This is a genomic window from Pseudarthrobacter sp. ATCC 49987 (genome assembly GCF_009928425.1).
Lineage (GTDB): Bacteria > Actinomycetota > Actinomycetes > Actinomycetales > Micrococcaceae > Arthrobacter.
In genome coordinates, this window is sequence record NZ_JAABNS010000001.1 from 975,453 (window position 1) to 990,544 (window position 15,092).

Genomic DNA, 15,092 nt, shown 5'->3' on the forward strand with positions numbered 1-15,092 from the left:
AGAAAATCGTTCGTGGCGAGTGAACCCTAACTCATCAAAAAATCGTCCCGATGATCGCAGTGTTTTGCACAAGCAGTGACTGCACCCTTGCCCTGCCAGGCGGCCTCCCCTAGCTTTAACCCAATTGCACCGCCCAGGGGACAGGGCGGCAGTCATATTGGGGGCCACCGTGGAGGCTGTACGCATTGTCGAGGACGAAGTCCGCGAGTTAATTCGCCGGCGCGGCCTCGACCCCCTGCTGCAGGCCGGTGAAGTCCGGCGCCTCGTCGAGGCAGCGGTCATGGATTACGACGAGCGCGCCTTGCTGGCGCCCCTCCCGCCGATCGGCCCGTTGGAAACCGCCCGGAGGTTCGTCTTCGACGCCGTCGCCGGGTTCGGCGCCCTCCAGCCCCTGCTCGACGACCCCGCCATCGAGGAAATTTGGCTCAACGCGCCCAACGAAATCTATGTGGCACGCAACGGCGAATCCGAGCTGACCTCGGTCTCGCTCACGGACCAGCAGGTCCGGGACCTCGTGGAACGGATGCTCAAAAGTTCCGGGCGCCGCCTGGATATGTCTTCCCCCTTCGTGGACGCCGCGCTGCCTGACGGGTCCCGCCTGCACGTCGTGATTCCGGACGTGACGCGGCGCCACTGGGCCATCAACATCCGCAAATTCGTGGTGAAGGCCAGCCGGCTGGAACACCTCGTGGAACTTGGCACGCTGACGCCCCAGGCAGCCCGGTTCCTCGGCGCGGCTGTGGCCAGCGGGCTGAACATCCTGGTCTCCGGTGCAACCCAGGCCGGCAAAACCACCATGCTTAACTGCCTGGCGGCGAGCATTGGAACCCGCGAACGCGTCATCACCGTCGAGGAGATCTTCGAGCTGCAGTTTCCCCTGCGGGACGTCGTCGGGCTGCAGTGCCGGCAGCCAAACCTGGAGGGCGAAGGCGAAATTCCCATGCGCAGGCTGGTCAAGGAGGCTCTGCGCATGCGCCCCGACCGGTTGGTGGTGGGCGAAGTCCGGGAAGCCGAGAGCCTGGACATGCTCATCGCCTTGAATTCTGGCCTTCCAGGGATGTGCACGGTCCACGCAAACTCGGCCCGCGACGCAGTCACGAAGATCTGCACGCTGCCGTTGCTAGCTGGCGAGAACATCTCGAGTGCCTTCGTGGTGCCGACAGTCGCATCCTGTATCGACCTCGTGGTCCACTGCGCCCGGCACGCGAGCGGACGGCGCGAAGTGACGGAGATCCTGTCGTTGGGCCGGCGCGTGGAAAACGGCATCATCGAATCCTCCATGGTCTTCGCCCTCGCCGACGGCCGGCTGCAGCCCAGGGCCAACTCGATGCCGGCAGCCGAGAAGTTTGCCCGGGCTGGGTACGACGTCGCGGCACTGCTGGAGCCACGCTGATGGCGGCGCTGCTCGGCATGCTTGCCGGGGCCGGACTCCTGCTGATCTGGTGGTCCGCCTGGGAACAGCCCACGGCGGCCCGCCCCAGGGAGCGAAGCAGCCGGCTGGAGGATTTGCTGCGATCAGCAGGAATTGAGAAGGTCAGCGGCGCCGGCCTGCTGGCGACCTGCCTCGGCATCGGAGCGGTCACGATGCTCGTTTTCTTCGCCGTGACCAGGTCATGGCCGATCTCTGGCTGCTTTGGCCTGTTTGGCGGCTGGCTGCCCATGGCCGTCGTCAAGTGGCGCGCACGGAAGCGGAGCGCTGTCCTGCGCCAGTTATGGCCCGACGTCGTCGACCACCTCCGGTCGGCGATCCGCGCCGGGCTGTCGCTCCCGGAAGCCGTCATCCAGCTGGGCGACAAGGGTCCCGAAGAGCTCCGACACGTGTTCCGGGACTTCGGCTCGGACTACCGCTCCGGCGGGCAGTTCGATCCCTCCTTGACGCGGCTGAAGGACCGGCTGGCGGACCCCGTGGCGGACCGGATCGTCGAGGCACTCCGACTGACGAGGGAGGTGGGCGGGTCGGATCTGGGCCGGCTGCTGGGCACGCTGGCGGAGTTCCTGCGCGAGAGCGCCCGCACCCGGAGCGAGCTGGAGGCCCGGCAGTCCTGGACCGTCAACGCCGCGCGCCTCGCTGTGGCCGCCCCCTGGCTGGTCCTGGTCCTGCTGGCAAGCCGGCCCGAAGCGGTGGCTGCCTACAACACTCCCCTCGGGGCTGCCGTCCTGCTGGGGGGACTGGTGGTCTCTCTGGTCTCCTATGCCATCATGCTGCGCATTGGCGCGCTCCCGGCAGATGAGCGGGTCCTTCGATGACCGGGCTGACGGCGGCTGCCGTTGTCTGCGGAGTCGTACTAGGCAGCGGAGTCTGGTTGCTGCTGGTCAGGCTGCCGTTCATGCGGCCGACCACGTTCGTCGAACGCATCCGCCCGCAGCTGAAGTCCCACAACCTGGAATCCCGGCTCCTGCGAACCGTGCCGGGCAACATCACCCCGTTCGGGCCCCTGGAACGAATCCTGCGTCCTGTCATCGGCGACGCCGTCACCTGGCTGGGCAGGCTGAATCCCGGGTCCTTGGCCTTGAACCGCCGCCTGGCCAGGGCCGGGAGCGCCAAGACGCCCGCCGACTTCCGGGCCGAACAGCTCCTCTGGGGCGCGGGCGGCTTCGTTGCGGCGGTCGGGGCAGTCGTGCTCTTCGGCGCGGCCGGACGGTTCAGCCCCCTGCTCGCCGTCGTCCTGGTGATTGGCAGCGCCGCCGGCGGATTTCTGTTGCGGGACTATCTGCTGGGCGCCCGGATCAGGAAGCGCGAAGCGCGCATGATGGCGGAATTCCCCAGCATCGCCGAACTCATGGCGCTCGCCGTCAGTGCGGGAGAAAGTGCCACAGGCGCGCTGGACCGGGTGTGCCGCAGCGCCCGGGGAGAGCTGTCCAAGGACTTCACCCGTGTCCTGGCGGAGACCCGGGCGGGGAAACCACTCGTGGAAGCACTCCAGGAGTTTTCCGCACGGACCGAGCTTGGCCCGTTGCTCCGCTTCGTGGACGGGCTGATCGTCGCCGTCGAACGCGGGACACCGCTCGCTGAGGTGCTGAGGGCGCAGGCCCAGGACGTCCGTGATACGGCAAAGCGCGAGCTGATGGAGTCGGCAGGCAAGAAGGAAATCGGAATGATGGTGCCGGTCGTCTTCGGCGTCCTGCCGCTGACGGTCGTGTTCGCCGTCTTTCCCGGCCTGGCCGCCATCAGCATGGGTTTGTAGCAGCAAAGGAACCAGCAAGGAAGCACCAGGACAACAACCGCACCGCCGACCAAAGGGGAGACCGTGAAACAGATCCTAAACCGCATGGCACTGTTGCTCTGCACCATCAGCCTGGTGCCCGGGCTGGCCAGACATCCCGGGGCACACGGGTCCACGGGGCGGCTGCCTGAGCGGGGCGGCGATCACGGCGACCATCGCGAGCGGGGCGACGTGCCCGGTTGGGTGATGATCACCCTGATGTCGGCCGTCCTGGTCGCCGCACTCCTTGCGCTCGCCGGGCCGGCACTGGAAGGGCTGTTCAACCAGGCCATGGACAAGGTCGGGCAGTAACCCGTGCGCCTGCCCGGCACCGGCCGGGGCCGAAGTGACGAACGGGGTTCGGCGGTGGTGGACTTCGTCCTCGTGGGTGGACTGCTGACGCTGTTCTTCCTCGCGATCGTCCAGCTCACCCTTGTCCTCCACGTCCGGAACACGCTGATCGACGCCGCCGCTTCAGGCGCGAGATACGGCACCCTCGCGGACCGCGGCCCCGCGGACGCCCGGGAGCGGACCGCCCAGCTGATCGGGGTCGCGCTGAACCAGGACTTTGCCACCGACGTGACCACAAGCGAAGCCACCTACCAGGGCATCCGGACCCTCGAAGTCACGGTCCGCGCGCCCCTGCCCGTAATCGGGCTGATCGGTCCCCGCGCAGTGCTGGAGGTGAAGGGGCATGCCGCCATCCAGCCCTAGCAGCGGCGACGTTGCCGAACGGGGAAGCGCCGTCGTCGAATTCACGTTTCTGTCACTGCTGCTGATGGTGCCGCTGGTCTACTTCATCATCACCATGGGCCAGCTCCAGGGCGGCTCCTTCGCGGTCGTCGGAGCCGCGGACCAGGCCGCCAAGGTCTTCGTCGCCCAGCCCGACGCCGGGGCCGGCCGGGCCGCCGCCGAGCAGGCCGTACTGCTGGCGCTCGCCGACCACGGGCACCCGGCGGCGGACGCCCACATTGAAACGACGTGTGAACCGGCGGACTGCATGGCAGCTGGCTCGGCCGTGACGGTCACCGTCCATCTCACGGTGCCGCTGCCGTTCGTCCCGTTCAGCGAGGTGCTGGACCTGAACGCCGGGCAGCTCAGCGCCTCCGCCACCCAGCTGGTGGGCCGCTTCCGATGAGCCATGACGGGACGGAGCAACCACACGGCGGCCAACCCCGCGACGCCGGGCAGCTGATGGTGCTGATTATCGGCTACGTGCTTCTGGCGCTGCTGCTCACCACCGTGGTCATCGCCGCCTCCAGCGTCTACATCGAGCACAAGAAGCTCCTGTCGATGGCCGACGGCGCCTCGGTGGCCGCTGCAGACAGCTTCACGCTGGGACAGCTCGAAACCGGTGGCGGCACCCCCACGGCAGTCCTGACCGGTGCCCGCGTGCGCAGCGCCGCCGTCGAGTTCCTGGACCGCAGCAGCGCCTTTGCCCGTTTCAGTGGACTCGCCGTCGGGCCGGGCACGGGCAGCCCGGACGGCTCGACCGCCGTCGTCGTGCTCAGCGCCGCTGTCCACCCGCCGGTGGTCAACTTCCTGGTCCCGGACGGCATCAGGATCGAGGCCAGTTCGACGGCGCGTTCCCGGCTCACGCGCTAGGCCCGATATCACGTCCCGCAGCAATGTCCCGCGACCCAGTCCGGGCGGCCCGCACGGATAGCGTAGGCTTAAAAAACCATGGCAAACATTGATTTTCCCGCAGAAATCCGCGCCCTCCGCGCCACCTACGCCTCGATCGAGAACGTTTCGAATGTCGACGCGCTGAAGGAGGACATCGCCGAACTCAGCGAACGGGCCGGCGAACCCAATCTGTGGGACGATCCCGCGGCCGCCCAGGTGATCACATCGAGGCTCTCGCACCGCCAGTCCGAACTGGCACGCCTCGACTCGCTCGTCTCCCGGATCGACGACCTCGAGGTCCTCGTGGAGCTGGGCCAGGACGAGGACGACGCCGCCTCGATGGGCGAAGCCGCCACGGAACTGGAATCGATCCGCAAGGCGCTCAAGGATCTCGAAGTCGTGACGCTGCTGTCCGGCGAGTTCGACGAGCGCGAAGCTGTCGTCACGATCCGCGCCGGCGCCGGGGGAGTGGACGCCGCGGACTTCGCGGAAATGCTGCTCCGGATGTACCTGCGCTGGGCCGAACGCCACGGCTACCCGACCACCATCATGGACACCTCCTACGCCGAAGAAGCCGGACTCAAGTCCGCCACCTTCGAGGTCAAGGCACCCTACGCCTACGGCACGCTCAGTGTGGAGGCCGGCACCCACCGCCTGGTCCGGATCAGCCCCTTCGACAACCAGGGCCGCCGCCAGACCTCGTTCGCCGCCGTCGAAGTCATCCCGCTGATCGAGCAGACCGACTCCATTGACATCCCGGACAACGAGATCCGCGTCGACGTCTTCCGTTCCTCCGGCCCGGGCGGCCAGTCGGTCAACACCACCGACTCCGCCGTGCGCCTGACGCACATCCCCACCGGCACCGTCGTGTCGATGCAGAACGAGAAGTCCCAGCTGCAGAACCGCGCGGCGGCGCTGCGCGTGCTGCAGTCCCGGCTCCTGCTGCTGAAGAAGGAGCAGGAGGACGCGGAGAAAAAGGCGTTCGCCGGCGACGTAAAGGCCTCCTGGGGCGACCAGATGCGCTCCTACGTCCTGAACCCGTACCAGATGGTCAAGGACCTCCGCACCGAGCACGAGGTCGGGAACACCTCGGCCGTGTTCGACGGCGAGATCGACGACTTCATCGACGCCGGCATCCGCTGGCGGACCGACAACCGCAACGCGGACAAGTAGCGGCACGCTAGCATCACCTTCTGCCTCTCGCGTCACACCTGTCCCTCCCGTCTAATCCTGCGACACGCCCCTGCACGCGGTCCGATCCGCCGGAGCCCGTGCGTATAGTCGAGAAGCCGGAGCTCTACTTCCCCCACTAGAAAGCCCGCGCACCGGCAGCAGAACTGGGCCGTACCCGTCCACGTCCTGCAGGGTATTAGGTCCATGATCCGTTTCGAAAATGTCACCAAGGTCTATGACCAGAAGGCGCGCCCCGCGCTGGATTCGATCAACCTTGAGATCGACCGCGGCGAATTCGCCTTCCTCGTCGGGGCCTCCGGTTCCGGCAAATCGACCTTCCTGCGCCTTGTCCTCAAGGAGGACCGCGCCTCGTCCGGCGCCGTCTACGTGGCCGGCCAGAACGTCGCAAACATCTCCAGCTGGCGCGTGCCCCGGCTCCGCCGCGGGATCGGCGTCGTGTTCCAGGACTTCCGCCTGCTGCCGCAGAAGACCGTCTTCGCCAACGTCGCCTTCGCGATGCAGGTCATCGGCAAGAGCCGCAGCGTCATCCGCGACACCGTTCCCGAGGTCCTCAAGACCGTCGGCCTCGAAGGCAAGGAAAACCGCCTTCCGCACGAGCTCTCCGGCGGCGAGCAGCAGCGCGTGGCGATCGCCCGCGCCGTCGTCAACCGCCCGGGAATCCTGCTGGCCGATGAGCCCACCGGCAACCTGGACCCGACGACCTCCATGGGGATTATGGGCGTGCTGGACAAGATTAACCAGAACGGCACCACCGTGGTGATGGCCACCCACGACGACGACATCGTCAACGAGATGCGCAAACGCGTTGTCGAACTCCGCAACGGCGTCATCATCCGTGACGAGGCCAAGGCCCTCTACACCTCCATGATTCCGGTCGTCGGGCAATCGCGCCGCTTGCGGGATGCCAGCGGACGCGACGAACCGCAAGCCGCGGTAACCACCCGCAGCGAAGCCCGCGCCGAAGCGCGTGCCGCAGGGGAGGGGCAGCTGTGAGGCTCCAATTCGTCCTCGCCGAGATCGGCAGCGGCCTGCGCCGCAACCTCTCCATGGTGGTCTCCGTCATTCTGGTGACGTTCGTGTCTCTGACCTTCGTCGGCGCCGCGGGCATGCTGCAGCTGCAGATCAACCAGATGAAGGGCTACTGGTACGACAAGGTCCAGGTCGCCATCTTCCTCTGCAGTGACGGTTCGACGGCGGCCGGCTGCGCCAGCGGCCCCGCCACCCCGGAGCAGCAGGACAACCTTGCCAAGCTGCTGGAATCGCCGGCGGTGGCCCAGTACGTCAACGACTTCCAGTTCGAGTCCAAGGACGACGCCTACAAGCACTTCAAGGAACAGTTCTCCAACTCCCCGATTGTCGACTCGGTCACGCCGGACCAGCTCCCCGCCTCCTTCCGGATCAACATGAAGGACCCGGAGAAATACCAGATCATCAGCGAGACCTTCTCCTCGCAGGCCGGGGTCGAAACCGTGATCGACCAGCGCCAGCTCCTGGAGCGGCTCTTCTCGGTCATGAACGCCGCGTCCCTCGTGGCTGTGAGTGTCGCCGGCGTGATGATTGTCTGTGCCATCCTGCTGATCGCCACCACGATCCGGCTGTCGGCCTTCAGCCGGCGCCGGGAGACGGGGATCATGCGCCTGGTCGGGGCGTCGAAGATCGTGATCCAGCTGCCGTTCATCCTCGAGGGCGTGATTGCCGCCGTGATTGGCGCAGCCCTGGCCTCGGGAACGCTGTGGGCTGTGGCGCATTTCTTCCTCGGCGGTTACCTGTCCAAGCAGTATCCGGACACCGCCTTCATCTCCGCAGGTCAGACGCTGATCCTGGCGCCGGCTCTGATCGGACTCGGCGTCCTGCTGGCAGGCGTATCATCACTCCTGACCCTTCGTCGATACTTGAGGGTCTAGCGTGCGCAACGAAAAAGGGAACCCCATGACACCGATGCACCGAATCGCCCCCCGGCCGGGTTCCGCCCGGCTCGCCGTGGGCGGACGCCGCACCCGCATCGTCAGCGCCGCACTGGCACTCGTCCTGGCGGCCACCATGGGCGCCTCGACGCCGGTGGCATTCGCCGACACCCTCGAAGACCAGCAGGCCGCCCTCCGTGAGGAAGCGGCCCGGGTCCAGCACTCCCTCGAGTTCGTCGACGCCCGGATCGCCCAGGCTGCCGGGGACCTCGTCCTGTACCAGGGCCAGCTCCCCGGTGCCCAGCAGGCCCTGCTCGAAGCCCAAGGCCGCGTGGCCAGCGCCGTCAAGGAAGCCGAGGCCCTCGCCGCCCGCGTGGACCTGGCGCAGCAGAACAAGGCCAAGATCACCCAGCAGCTCGAGACGGACAAACAGAAGATCGCCGACACGAAGAAGCTGATCGGGCAGATCGCCACCCAGGCCTACAAGTCCGGGGGGGTCCCCTCCAACCTTTCACTGTTCTTCGGCTCCAACAACACCGGCAGCCTCACGGACACGATCGACCTGGCCGACCAGGCCATGCGCAGCCAGAACTCCGCCATGGACAAGCTCACCCAGCAGAACGCCACCAACGTCAACTCCCAGGCGCGGCTCGAAGCGGTGGAAGCCGAAATCAAGGACCTCAAGGCCAAGGCCGACGCCGCGCTGGCCCGCGAACAGGCAGCCCGCGACGAGGCCGAGGCCAAAAAGGCCCAAGTGGACAAGCTCATCGCCGACACCACCCGGCTCGACGCCGAACTCCAGGCCGCCAAGCCGGGAATCCAGACCCAGCTCGCCCAGGTCAAGGCCCAGCAGGACGCCGTCGCCGCGGACATCGCCGAACGCGACCGGAAGCTGCGCGAGGCCTACGAAGCCGAACAGCGCCGGATCGCCGAGGCCGCCGCGGCCGCCGCCCTCGCCCAGGGCCAGGCCAAGCCACCGTATGTCCCCGCCCCGCCCGGCTCGCCGTCGGCGTTTGGGCTGCAGCATCCCCTGAACGGCGTCCCGATCACCTCCGGCTTCGGCTGGCGTGCGACCCCGCCGGGCACCATCGACTTCTACGGCCAGGGCGGCTACATGCACACCGGCATCGACTTCGGCGCCGCCTGCGGCACGCCGGTCTTTGCCGCGGCGGCCGGCACCGTGTTCTCGGCCGGGTGGGCCAACGACGGCGGCGGCAACAACGTGAAGATCTCCCACGGCGTCATCCAGGGCAACTCGCTGACCACGATTTATTACCACAACACCAGCGTTGTGGTCTCGCCGGGCCAGCAGGTGAGCCGCGGCCAGCTGATCGCCTACTCCGGAACCACCGGAAACTCCACAGGCTGCCACTCGCACTTCGAGACCTGGCTTAACGGCCGGGCCGTCGACCCGATGAACCTGCTCTGATCCGCCCGGAGCGGAAGCCACACGGCCGGGCTGCGGCCCTGCCGTAAACTGGAAGAAGCCTGCGCCGCTCCGGCATAGGGCCCACCCCTCGATTCAAGGAGTTCTACCGTGCCGAAAGAAAGTGGCCGTAAGGTAGTGGCCACCAACCGCAAGGCCCGGCACGACTACCACATCCTCGACACCTACGAGGCCGGGATCGCACTCATGGGAACGGAAGTGAAGTCCCTCCGCGAGGGCCACGCCTCCATGGTCGACGGTTTCTGCACCTTCTACAACGACGAGCTGTGGATGGAGGGCATCCACATCCCCGAGTACCACCAGGGGAGCTGGACCAACCACGCCGCGCGCCGCCGTCGGAAGCTGCTGCTGCACCGCGACGAACTCACCAAGATCTCGCACAAGATCCGCGAGTCCGGTTTCACGATCGTCCCCCTCCAGCTGTACTTCCTGGACGGCCGGGCGAAGGTGGAGATCGGCGTCGCCCGCGGCAAGAAGGAATACGATAAGCGCCAGGCCCTGCGCGAGCAGCAGGACAAGCGTGAGGCCCTGCGCGTGATGCGCGAGCGGAACCGGCGCTAGGGAGAACTGCACTGAACCCGCGGGAATGAATCTGCCCGGACGTGCGTTATGCTTGGTACTCCGGGAAGGAACGGAGCAGAATCCGCTACAGCGGTTCAGCAAGAGTCCTGAACGGTTTGATAAAAAAATACGGGGATGATCGGTTTCGACGATGTTAGTCGCGACAGGTGAAGCGGGCCGAGGATGCAGAATTATCTCGTAAACGCTGTCTGCAAACCAATAAGTGCCGAATCAAAACGCACTGACTTCGCTCTCGCTGCCTAAGCAGTAAGACAGTCCGTCAGCCCGAGGTTGCTATTGCCCCGGATCCTGGCGTCATTTAGATAGCCACTGCTGTTTACCCCCGTCATCGGGGTGAACGGGACTCTTAGATGACTGGGCCCGGATCAGCCAGCTGTTTGTAGCATGGCTGGGGCCGAGAAAATCCACCGCAAACTGCGCCCGGAGAAGCCCTGACAACACGACATCGGACGGGGGTTCAATTCCCCCCATCTCCACCATCGGGGCACCGGAAACGGTGCTCCACCCCGTAAAGTTCCACACAAAAGGCCGGAAGCGTCAGCTTCCGGCCTTTTGCTTTGCCCTTTGTTGGAAGACGCGGCAGCCCGGCTGGCGGGCGTGCTCAACGCTTCTTGATGTGGGCGACCGGGTCCGCGTGCGTTTCCGCGACGTTCTTGGACTTCTTCTCGGCCCGTTTTTCCTTGATGGTTTTCACCGGTTTCTTGGCCATGCTCCGGTGCGGCGATTTGTCAGGCATGTGGGCGCTCCCTAACGGCAGGGGGCCGGGATGGCCCCCGTGTTATTAAGTTACGCCTCGGGCACCGCAACGTCCACGATGCCAACGAAGCGGCTGCCCACACCCTCATATTCGCTGCGGACCAGGCCGGCACCGACGTCGGGGATCTCCACCGAAGAATGGTGCGCGCAGCACACGTAGGTGAACTCCGGCCACCACTTCTTCGGCCGGGCCGCCTCGGAGAATCCGCAGACGGCACACGTCAGCTGGACCCAGACCGGGCGTTTACCGGTCCGGTTGGCCTTGGACTGAACCAGCCACTGCGGCGGGTTGTCCAGGAGTTCGCCGAGCTCAGCATCGCTCAACCGGGACGGGATGCCGTGACGGTGTGCCATTTCCAGCGGAATGTCGAGGACCTGGGCTGCTTCACGGCGGGTAATCATCCTTCAACGATACGGGATGGGAGGGTCCTCCTACCGCCGCCGGAGCGCAGGCATGACGCTCGTCACAGGCCGGTGAGGGCCAGGCCGAGCGCCGCAGCGGCCAGGCCCGTGACCAGGTTGGCGGCAATATTGACGGCGGCTGCGCGGTAGCGCGTCTCGCTGACCAGGCGCACCGTGGCGGTGGTCCAGGAACTGAAGGTGGTGAGGCCGCCGGCGAGCCCGGCCGAGAGGCCGGACTGCCATTCGGGCCCCAGCCCCAGCTGCCCGGTAATCCCCAGGGCGGCGCCGATGATGAAGGAGCCGGCCACGTTGACGGCGAGGGTTGCCCAGGGCCAGTGGGGATGGGGTCCCGGGTGGTGCGCAAACCAGGAGTCGACGGCGAAGCGCAGCAAGGCGCCCGCGACGCCAAGGACTCCCACGAGCACGGCGGTGGTCATGACGCCCCGCCGGTCAGGTCGGCCAGGGCCTTGCCGGTCTTCCACCCGGCGGCCGCGGCGGCGAGTCCCAGCACGAGCGAGAGCGCCAGGTAGGCCAGCCAGCTGGCATGGAAGCCGGCCCGGAACTGCTGGTCGATGGCGAACACCACGGCCGAAAACGTGGTGAAGGAACCCAGCAGCCCGGGACCGAGCCCGGCCCGCAGCCAGAAGGCGGTCTTTGGCCGGGCGATCCAGACCGTGGTCAGGGCCGCCAAAACAAAACTTCCGACGACGTTGATCACCAGGGTGGTCCAGGGAATGGTGCCCGCTGCCTCCGGGAAAGCCAGGCCGGCCCCATAGCGCAGTTCCGTTCCGATCAGGCCGCCGACGGCGACGGCAGCCCACGCGCGCCAGCCCGGCATCCCGGGACGCGGCGCAGCGACAGCTGGTGATAACGCCTTCGCCGCGCGCTTCATGCGGCGGCTCCGGTCAGCAGGGCCAGCACTCAGGACCGCTTGAGGCTGCAGCCGGGATGGACGGTGTCGCTGTGGACCCAGAGGGCGGAGGCGACTTCCTCGGCGAGGTCGACTTCCTGGCGGGTGGCGCCGGAGCCGATGCGGACCACCAGGGCACCGCCGAACGGTTTGCGGCCCAGAACCTCGACGTCGGCGTCGAGATCGATGTCCTCCGCGGAAAGGTAGCGCAGGAGCTCGGGGTTTTCGTCGCTGATCCGGGTGATCCGGCCGATGTGCCCGTCGTCGAGCTCGCTCATCCGGTGGGCCGGCGGCATCAGCACGGAGCCGTCCGCGGCAGGGATCGGATCGCCGTGCGGGTCCCGCACCGGGTTCCCAAGCTTGGCGGCCATCCGTTCGATGAAGGTGTCAGAGACCGCGTGTTCCAGGAGCTCGGCTTCGTCGTGGACCTCGTCCCAGCGGTAGCCGAGCTCCCGGACCAGGAACGTTTCAATGAGCCGGTGCCGCCGGACCATGGACAACGCCAGCCGGACACCGTCGGCCGTGAGCGTGATGGCGCTGTAGGGCTGGTGGTCCACCAGGCCCTGGTCCTTGAGCTTGCGGACCATTTCGGAGACCGAGGAGTTGGCCACGCCGAGGCGCTGGGCCAGCTGCGTGGAGGTGATGGGCTTGTCCTGCCACTCCGTGAAGGAGTAGATGACCTTGACGTAGTCCTCGATCGAGGAGGAGGGCAGACTGGTCTTCACAGCCTCCAGCCTACCGTCAGGCGGCGCCGGAGAACGTCAGCCACAGCAGGACGAGATTGAGCGCCACGACCAGGATCACGCTGATGACGGCGGCAATCCGCAGGGCCATCCCATCGGCGAAGCGGCCCATCAGGGCCTTGTTGCTGGTCAGGACAACCAGCGGGACAAGCACGAAGGGGATACCGAAGCTCAGGACAACCTGGCTGAGTACCAGGCCCCAGGTGGGATCGAAGCCGATGCTCAACAGCACAACGGCCGGGATCAGGGTGACCACGCGGCGCGTCATCAGCGGGATCCGGATTTTGAGCAGCCCCTGCATGATGGATCCGCCGGCATAGCAGCCCACGGACGTCGAGGCCAGGCCGGAGGCGAGCAGGCCGACGGCGAAGATGACACCGATGACCGGACCCAGATTGGTGGTGATCGCGGCATGGGCGCCTTCGATGGTGTCCGTTCCCTCCTCACCGCCCAGGGTCGATGCGGCCAGCAGCAGCATCCCGATGTTCACGATGCCGGCGACGGCCAGGGCCGCGACGACGTCCCAGCGGGTTGCCCTGACGAGGCGGGCGAGGGCCTGCGGGGGGACATGGAGGTGCGGGTTCGGACGGTGCCGGTCCCTGGACAGGGCCGAGTGGACGTAGATGGCGTGCGGCATCACGGTGGCGCCGAGCATGCTGGCGGCCAGCAGCACGGTGTCCGGACCCTGGAAGCCTGGGATCAGTCCGGCGGCGACGCCCGCGGGGTCGGGCGGACTGATGAAGAGGCCGGCCAGGAACCCGATCGTGATGATGCCCAGCAGGAACATGATGATGAATTCGAAGGGCCGCTGCTTGTTCCGGGCCTGCACGGCGAGCAGGGCCATGGAGACGCCGCCGACGATCACTGCGCCGAGGGGAAGGGGCAGCCCGAAGAGCAGGTAGAGCGCAATCGCGCCGCCCACCACCTCGGCAAGGTCGGTGGCAGCGGCCACGATCTCGGCCTGGACCCAGAACGCGCGCCGCCAGAACGGCTTGAGCCGCTCGCCGAGAATCTCGGGCAGGCTCTTCCCGGTGACGATCCCGAGTTTGGCTGACTGGTATTGCACCAGCACAGCCATGATGTTGGCCGCCACGAGGACCCAGACCAGGAGGTAGCCGTACTGGGCGCCGGCCGTGAGGTTGGCCGCAACGTTGCCGGGGTCCACGTAGGCGATCGCGGCGACGAAGGCCGGGCCCAGCAGGCCGATGATGGCGCGGCGGCCCGCTTTCGGCCGGAGGGGCGCTGCCGGCACCGCAGATTCGGGTCCTGTTACTTCCAGCACGGTGGGCTCCCCTGGTAGGTGCGTCGACGGCGACGCGGCCGGTAGCGGCGGTTCGCGCCGGCACCGGAGTTTGCGGGTGCCTACAAATAATTATTAGGCATACCGAAACCATAAGCCAGCGCGCCTGTCCGGGGCAATCCCGGAGGTCACGGAGTGCGGCCCGTCGGGGTCAGGCCCGGACGGCCCGCCAGCTTTGGGTCAGGTAGGGGAGCGCGATGACGTCGTCCGGGCGGTGGCCCAGATGCTCGTGCAGATACCAGTCGAGGTTGCCCAGCACCTTGGCGCGGGTCGTCTCACTGGCCGCCAGGTAGTAGCTGCGGGACTTCGTCAGCTCCATGATGTCCGCGGTGCGGACCGGATCTTCCCAGCGCGTGAGGTGGCTTTCCAGCCCCGTGAATTCCGGGCCCAGCGGCGGTGTGAAGTGTGGTTTGTGCACATCCCCGGCATGCATGATGCGCGAGAGCCGGTGCACCCAGGGAACGGATGTGTCCAGCTGGTTCCAGATCAGCCCCAGCATCCCGTGCGGGCGGAGGATCCTGGCGATCTCCGTGCTGGCAGGCAGCGGATCGCACCAGTGCCAGGCCTGGGCGACGGTCACGACGTCGAACGCTTCGCCGGGGAGCCCCGTGTGCTCGGCGGTACCCACGACGGCGGCGACGCCCGGAAGCGTCCGGCGCAGCTGCCCGAGCATGTCGGCGGACGGGTCCACCGCCACCGTGTGCAGGCCGCGCCCGACCAGCAGGGCCGTGAACTTCCCGGTTCCGGCGCCGAGGTCCGCGGCCTCCCGGGCACCGGCCGGGATCAGCCAGCCGGCCGAATCCCCGGGGTACCCGGGGCGGACGCGGTCGTAGTGCTCCCCGCCGTCCTGGAAGCTCTGGCCCAGCTCCTGGCGCCGCTCCTGATCCAGCTTGGGGCCGCCGCCCAACGTGGGGCCGCCGGGCAGCTTGGGTCCGCCGGGCAGCTTGGGTCCGCCGCTTGCCACGTGCGATCTCCTTCGGCAGGTCCGGATGGGTACCTTTCGAATTTACCGCACGCGGCAGGGC

19 protein-coding genes and 1 other RNA gene are annotated in these 15,092 nt (G+C 67.2%); 13 read left to right on the top strand and 7 right to left on the bottom strand.

Translation table 11 applies throughout. The features are described 5' to 3' along the window. Positions 1–169: 169 nt before the first annotated feature. The 13 genes from GXK59_RS04535 (at position 170) to ssrA (ending at position 10,435) form a co-directional block, all read left to right on the top strand. Positions 170–1,393, top strand: coding sequence for a CpaF family protein (locus GXK59_RS04535; RefSeq protein ID WP_160664725.1), 1,224 nt, complete (start codon positions 170–172; stop codon positions 1,391–1,393). Then, a complete protein-coding gene (locus tag GXK59_RS04540) occupies positions 1,393–2,247 on the top strand; it encodes a type II secretion system F family protein (protein ID WP_160664727.1) in 855 nt (284 codons plus the stop codon). Before GXK59_RS04535 ends, GXK59_RS04540 begins: the two co-directional genes overlap by 1 nt. Continuing rightward, on the top strand, positions 2,244–3,185 hold the full coding sequence (locus GXK59_RS04545) for a type II secretion system F family protein (RefSeq protein ID WP_160664729.1): 942 nt from the start codon (positions 2,244–2,246) through the stop codon (positions 3,183–3,185). The genes GXK59_RS04540 and GXK59_RS04545 overlap by 4 nt, the downstream gene beginning before the upstream one ends. A gap of 63 nt (positions 3,186–3,248) precedes the next feature. Next, on the top strand, positions 3,249–3,515 hold the full coding sequence (locus GXK59_RS04550) for a hypothetical protein (RefSeq protein WP_160664731.1): 267 nt from the start codon (positions 3,249–3,251) through the stop codon (positions 3,513–3,515). Positions 3,516–3,518: 3 nt separating this feature from the next. Further along, entirely contained in the window at positions 3,519–3,917 is a 399-nt protein-coding gene (locus GXK59_RS04555) for a TadE/TadG family type IV pilus assembly protein (protein ID WP_160664732.1), read from the top strand. Continuing rightward, positions 3,898–4,341 carry a hypothetical protein gene (locus tag GXK59_RS04560; protein WP_160664734.1) on the top strand — a complete coding sequence of 148 codons (444 nt, stop codon included), beginning with the start codon at positions 3,898–3,900 and terminating at the stop codon, positions 4,339–4,341. The genes GXK59_RS04555 and GXK59_RS04560 overlap by 20 nt, the downstream gene beginning before the upstream one ends. Further along, positions 4,338–4,808, top strand: coding sequence for a pilus assembly protein TadG-related protein (locus GXK59_RS04565; protein ID WP_237393787.1), 471 nt, complete (start codon positions 4,338–4,340; stop codon positions 4,806–4,808). Before GXK59_RS04560 ends, GXK59_RS04565 begins: the two co-directional genes overlap by 4 nt. Before the next feature lie 78 nt (positions 4,809–4,886). Then, a complete protein-coding gene (prfB, locus tag GXK59_RS04570; RefSeq protein WP_024367801.1) occupies positions 4,887–6,002 on the top strand; it encodes a peptide chain release factor 2 in 1,116 nt (371 codons plus the stop codon). Between the two features lie 204 nt (positions 6,003–6,206). Continuing rightward, on the top strand, positions 6,207–7,016 hold the full coding sequence (gene ftsE, locus GXK59_RS04575) for a cell division ATP-binding protein FtsE (RefSeq protein WP_160664736.1): 810 nt from the start codon (positions 6,207–6,209) through the stop codon (positions 7,014–7,016). Beyond that, on the top strand, positions 7,013–7,927 hold the full coding sequence (ftsX, locus tag GXK59_RS04580; protein ID WP_160664738.1) for a permease-like cell division protein FtsX: 915 nt from the start codon (positions 7,013–7,015) through the stop codon (positions 7,925–7,927). Before ftsE ends, ftsX begins: the two co-directional genes overlap by 4 nt. 25 nt (positions 7,928–7,952) lie before the next feature. After that, the gene (locus tag GXK59_RS04585) at positions 7,953–9,356 is read left to right on the top strand and encodes a M23 family metallopeptidase (protein WP_160664739.1); all 1,404 of its coding nucleotides are present in this window, start codon (positions 7,953–7,955) and stop codon (positions 9,354–9,356) included. Positions 9,357–9,464: 108 nt separating this feature from the next. Beyond that, positions 9,465–9,935 carry an SsrA-binding protein SmpB gene (smpB, locus tag GXK59_RS04590; protein ID WP_160664741.1) on the top strand — a complete coding sequence of 157 codons (471 nt, stop codon included), beginning with the start codon at positions 9,465–9,467 and terminating at the stop codon, positions 9,933–9,935. Positions 9,936–10,066: 131 nt separating this feature from the next. Continuing rightward, positions 10,067–10,435, top strand: a transfer-messenger RNA (tmRNA) gene (ssrA, locus tag GXK59_RS04595). Positions 10,436–10,557: 122 nt separating this feature from the next. On the opposite strand, the gene GXK59_RS20860 is transcribed toward ssrA, so the two are convergent. The 7 genes from GXK59_RS20860 to GXK59_RS04625 all read right to left on the bottom strand — a co-directional run bounded on the left by GXK59_RS20860 (position 10,558) and on the right by GXK59_RS04625 (position 14,974). Continuing rightward, positions 10,558–10,692 carry a hypothetical protein gene (locus tag GXK59_RS20860; protein WP_272927706.1) on the bottom strand — a complete coding sequence of 45 codons (135 nt, stop codon included), beginning with the start codon at positions 10,690–10,692 and terminating at the stop codon, positions 10,558–10,560. 50 nt (positions 10,693–10,742) lie between these two features. After that, entirely contained in the window at positions 10,743–11,114 is a 372-nt protein-coding gene (locus GXK59_RS04600) for a hypothetical protein (RefSeq protein WP_160664743.1), read from the bottom strand. Positions 11,115–11,176: 62 nt separating this feature from the next. Continuing rightward, positions 11,177–11,551, bottom strand: a complete 375-nt coding sequence (locus GXK59_RS04605; protein ID WP_160664745.1) for a fluoride efflux transporter FluC — start codon at positions 11,549–11,551, stop codon at positions 11,177–11,179. Further along, positions 11,548–11,952, bottom strand: coding sequence for a fluoride efflux transporter FluC (locus GXK59_RS04610; protein ID WP_160664747.1), 405 nt, complete (start codon positions 11,950–11,952; stop codon positions 11,548–11,550). Before GXK59_RS04610 ends, GXK59_RS04605 begins: the two co-directional genes overlap by 4 nt. 83 nt (positions 11,953–12,035) lie before the next feature. Beyond that, a complete protein-coding gene (locus GXK59_RS04615; protein ID WP_160664749.1) occupies positions 12,036–12,749 on the bottom strand; it encodes a metal-dependent transcriptional regulator in 714 nt (237 codons plus the stop codon). A 16-nt stretch (positions 12,750–12,765) separates the two neighbouring features. After that, the gene (locus GXK59_RS04620; protein ID WP_443094261.1) at positions 12,766–14,049 is read right to left on the bottom strand and encodes an Nramp family divalent metal transporter; all 1,284 of its coding nucleotides are present in this window, start codon (positions 14,047–14,049) and stop codon (positions 12,766–12,768) included. A gap of 169 nt (positions 14,050–14,218) precedes the next feature. Next, positions 14,219–14,974, bottom strand: coding sequence for a class I SAM-dependent methyltransferase (locus GXK59_RS04625; protein ID WP_237393972.1), 756 nt, complete (start codon positions 14,972–14,974; stop codon positions 14,219–14,221). Between the last annotated feature and the right edge of the window lie 118 nt (positions 14,975–15,092).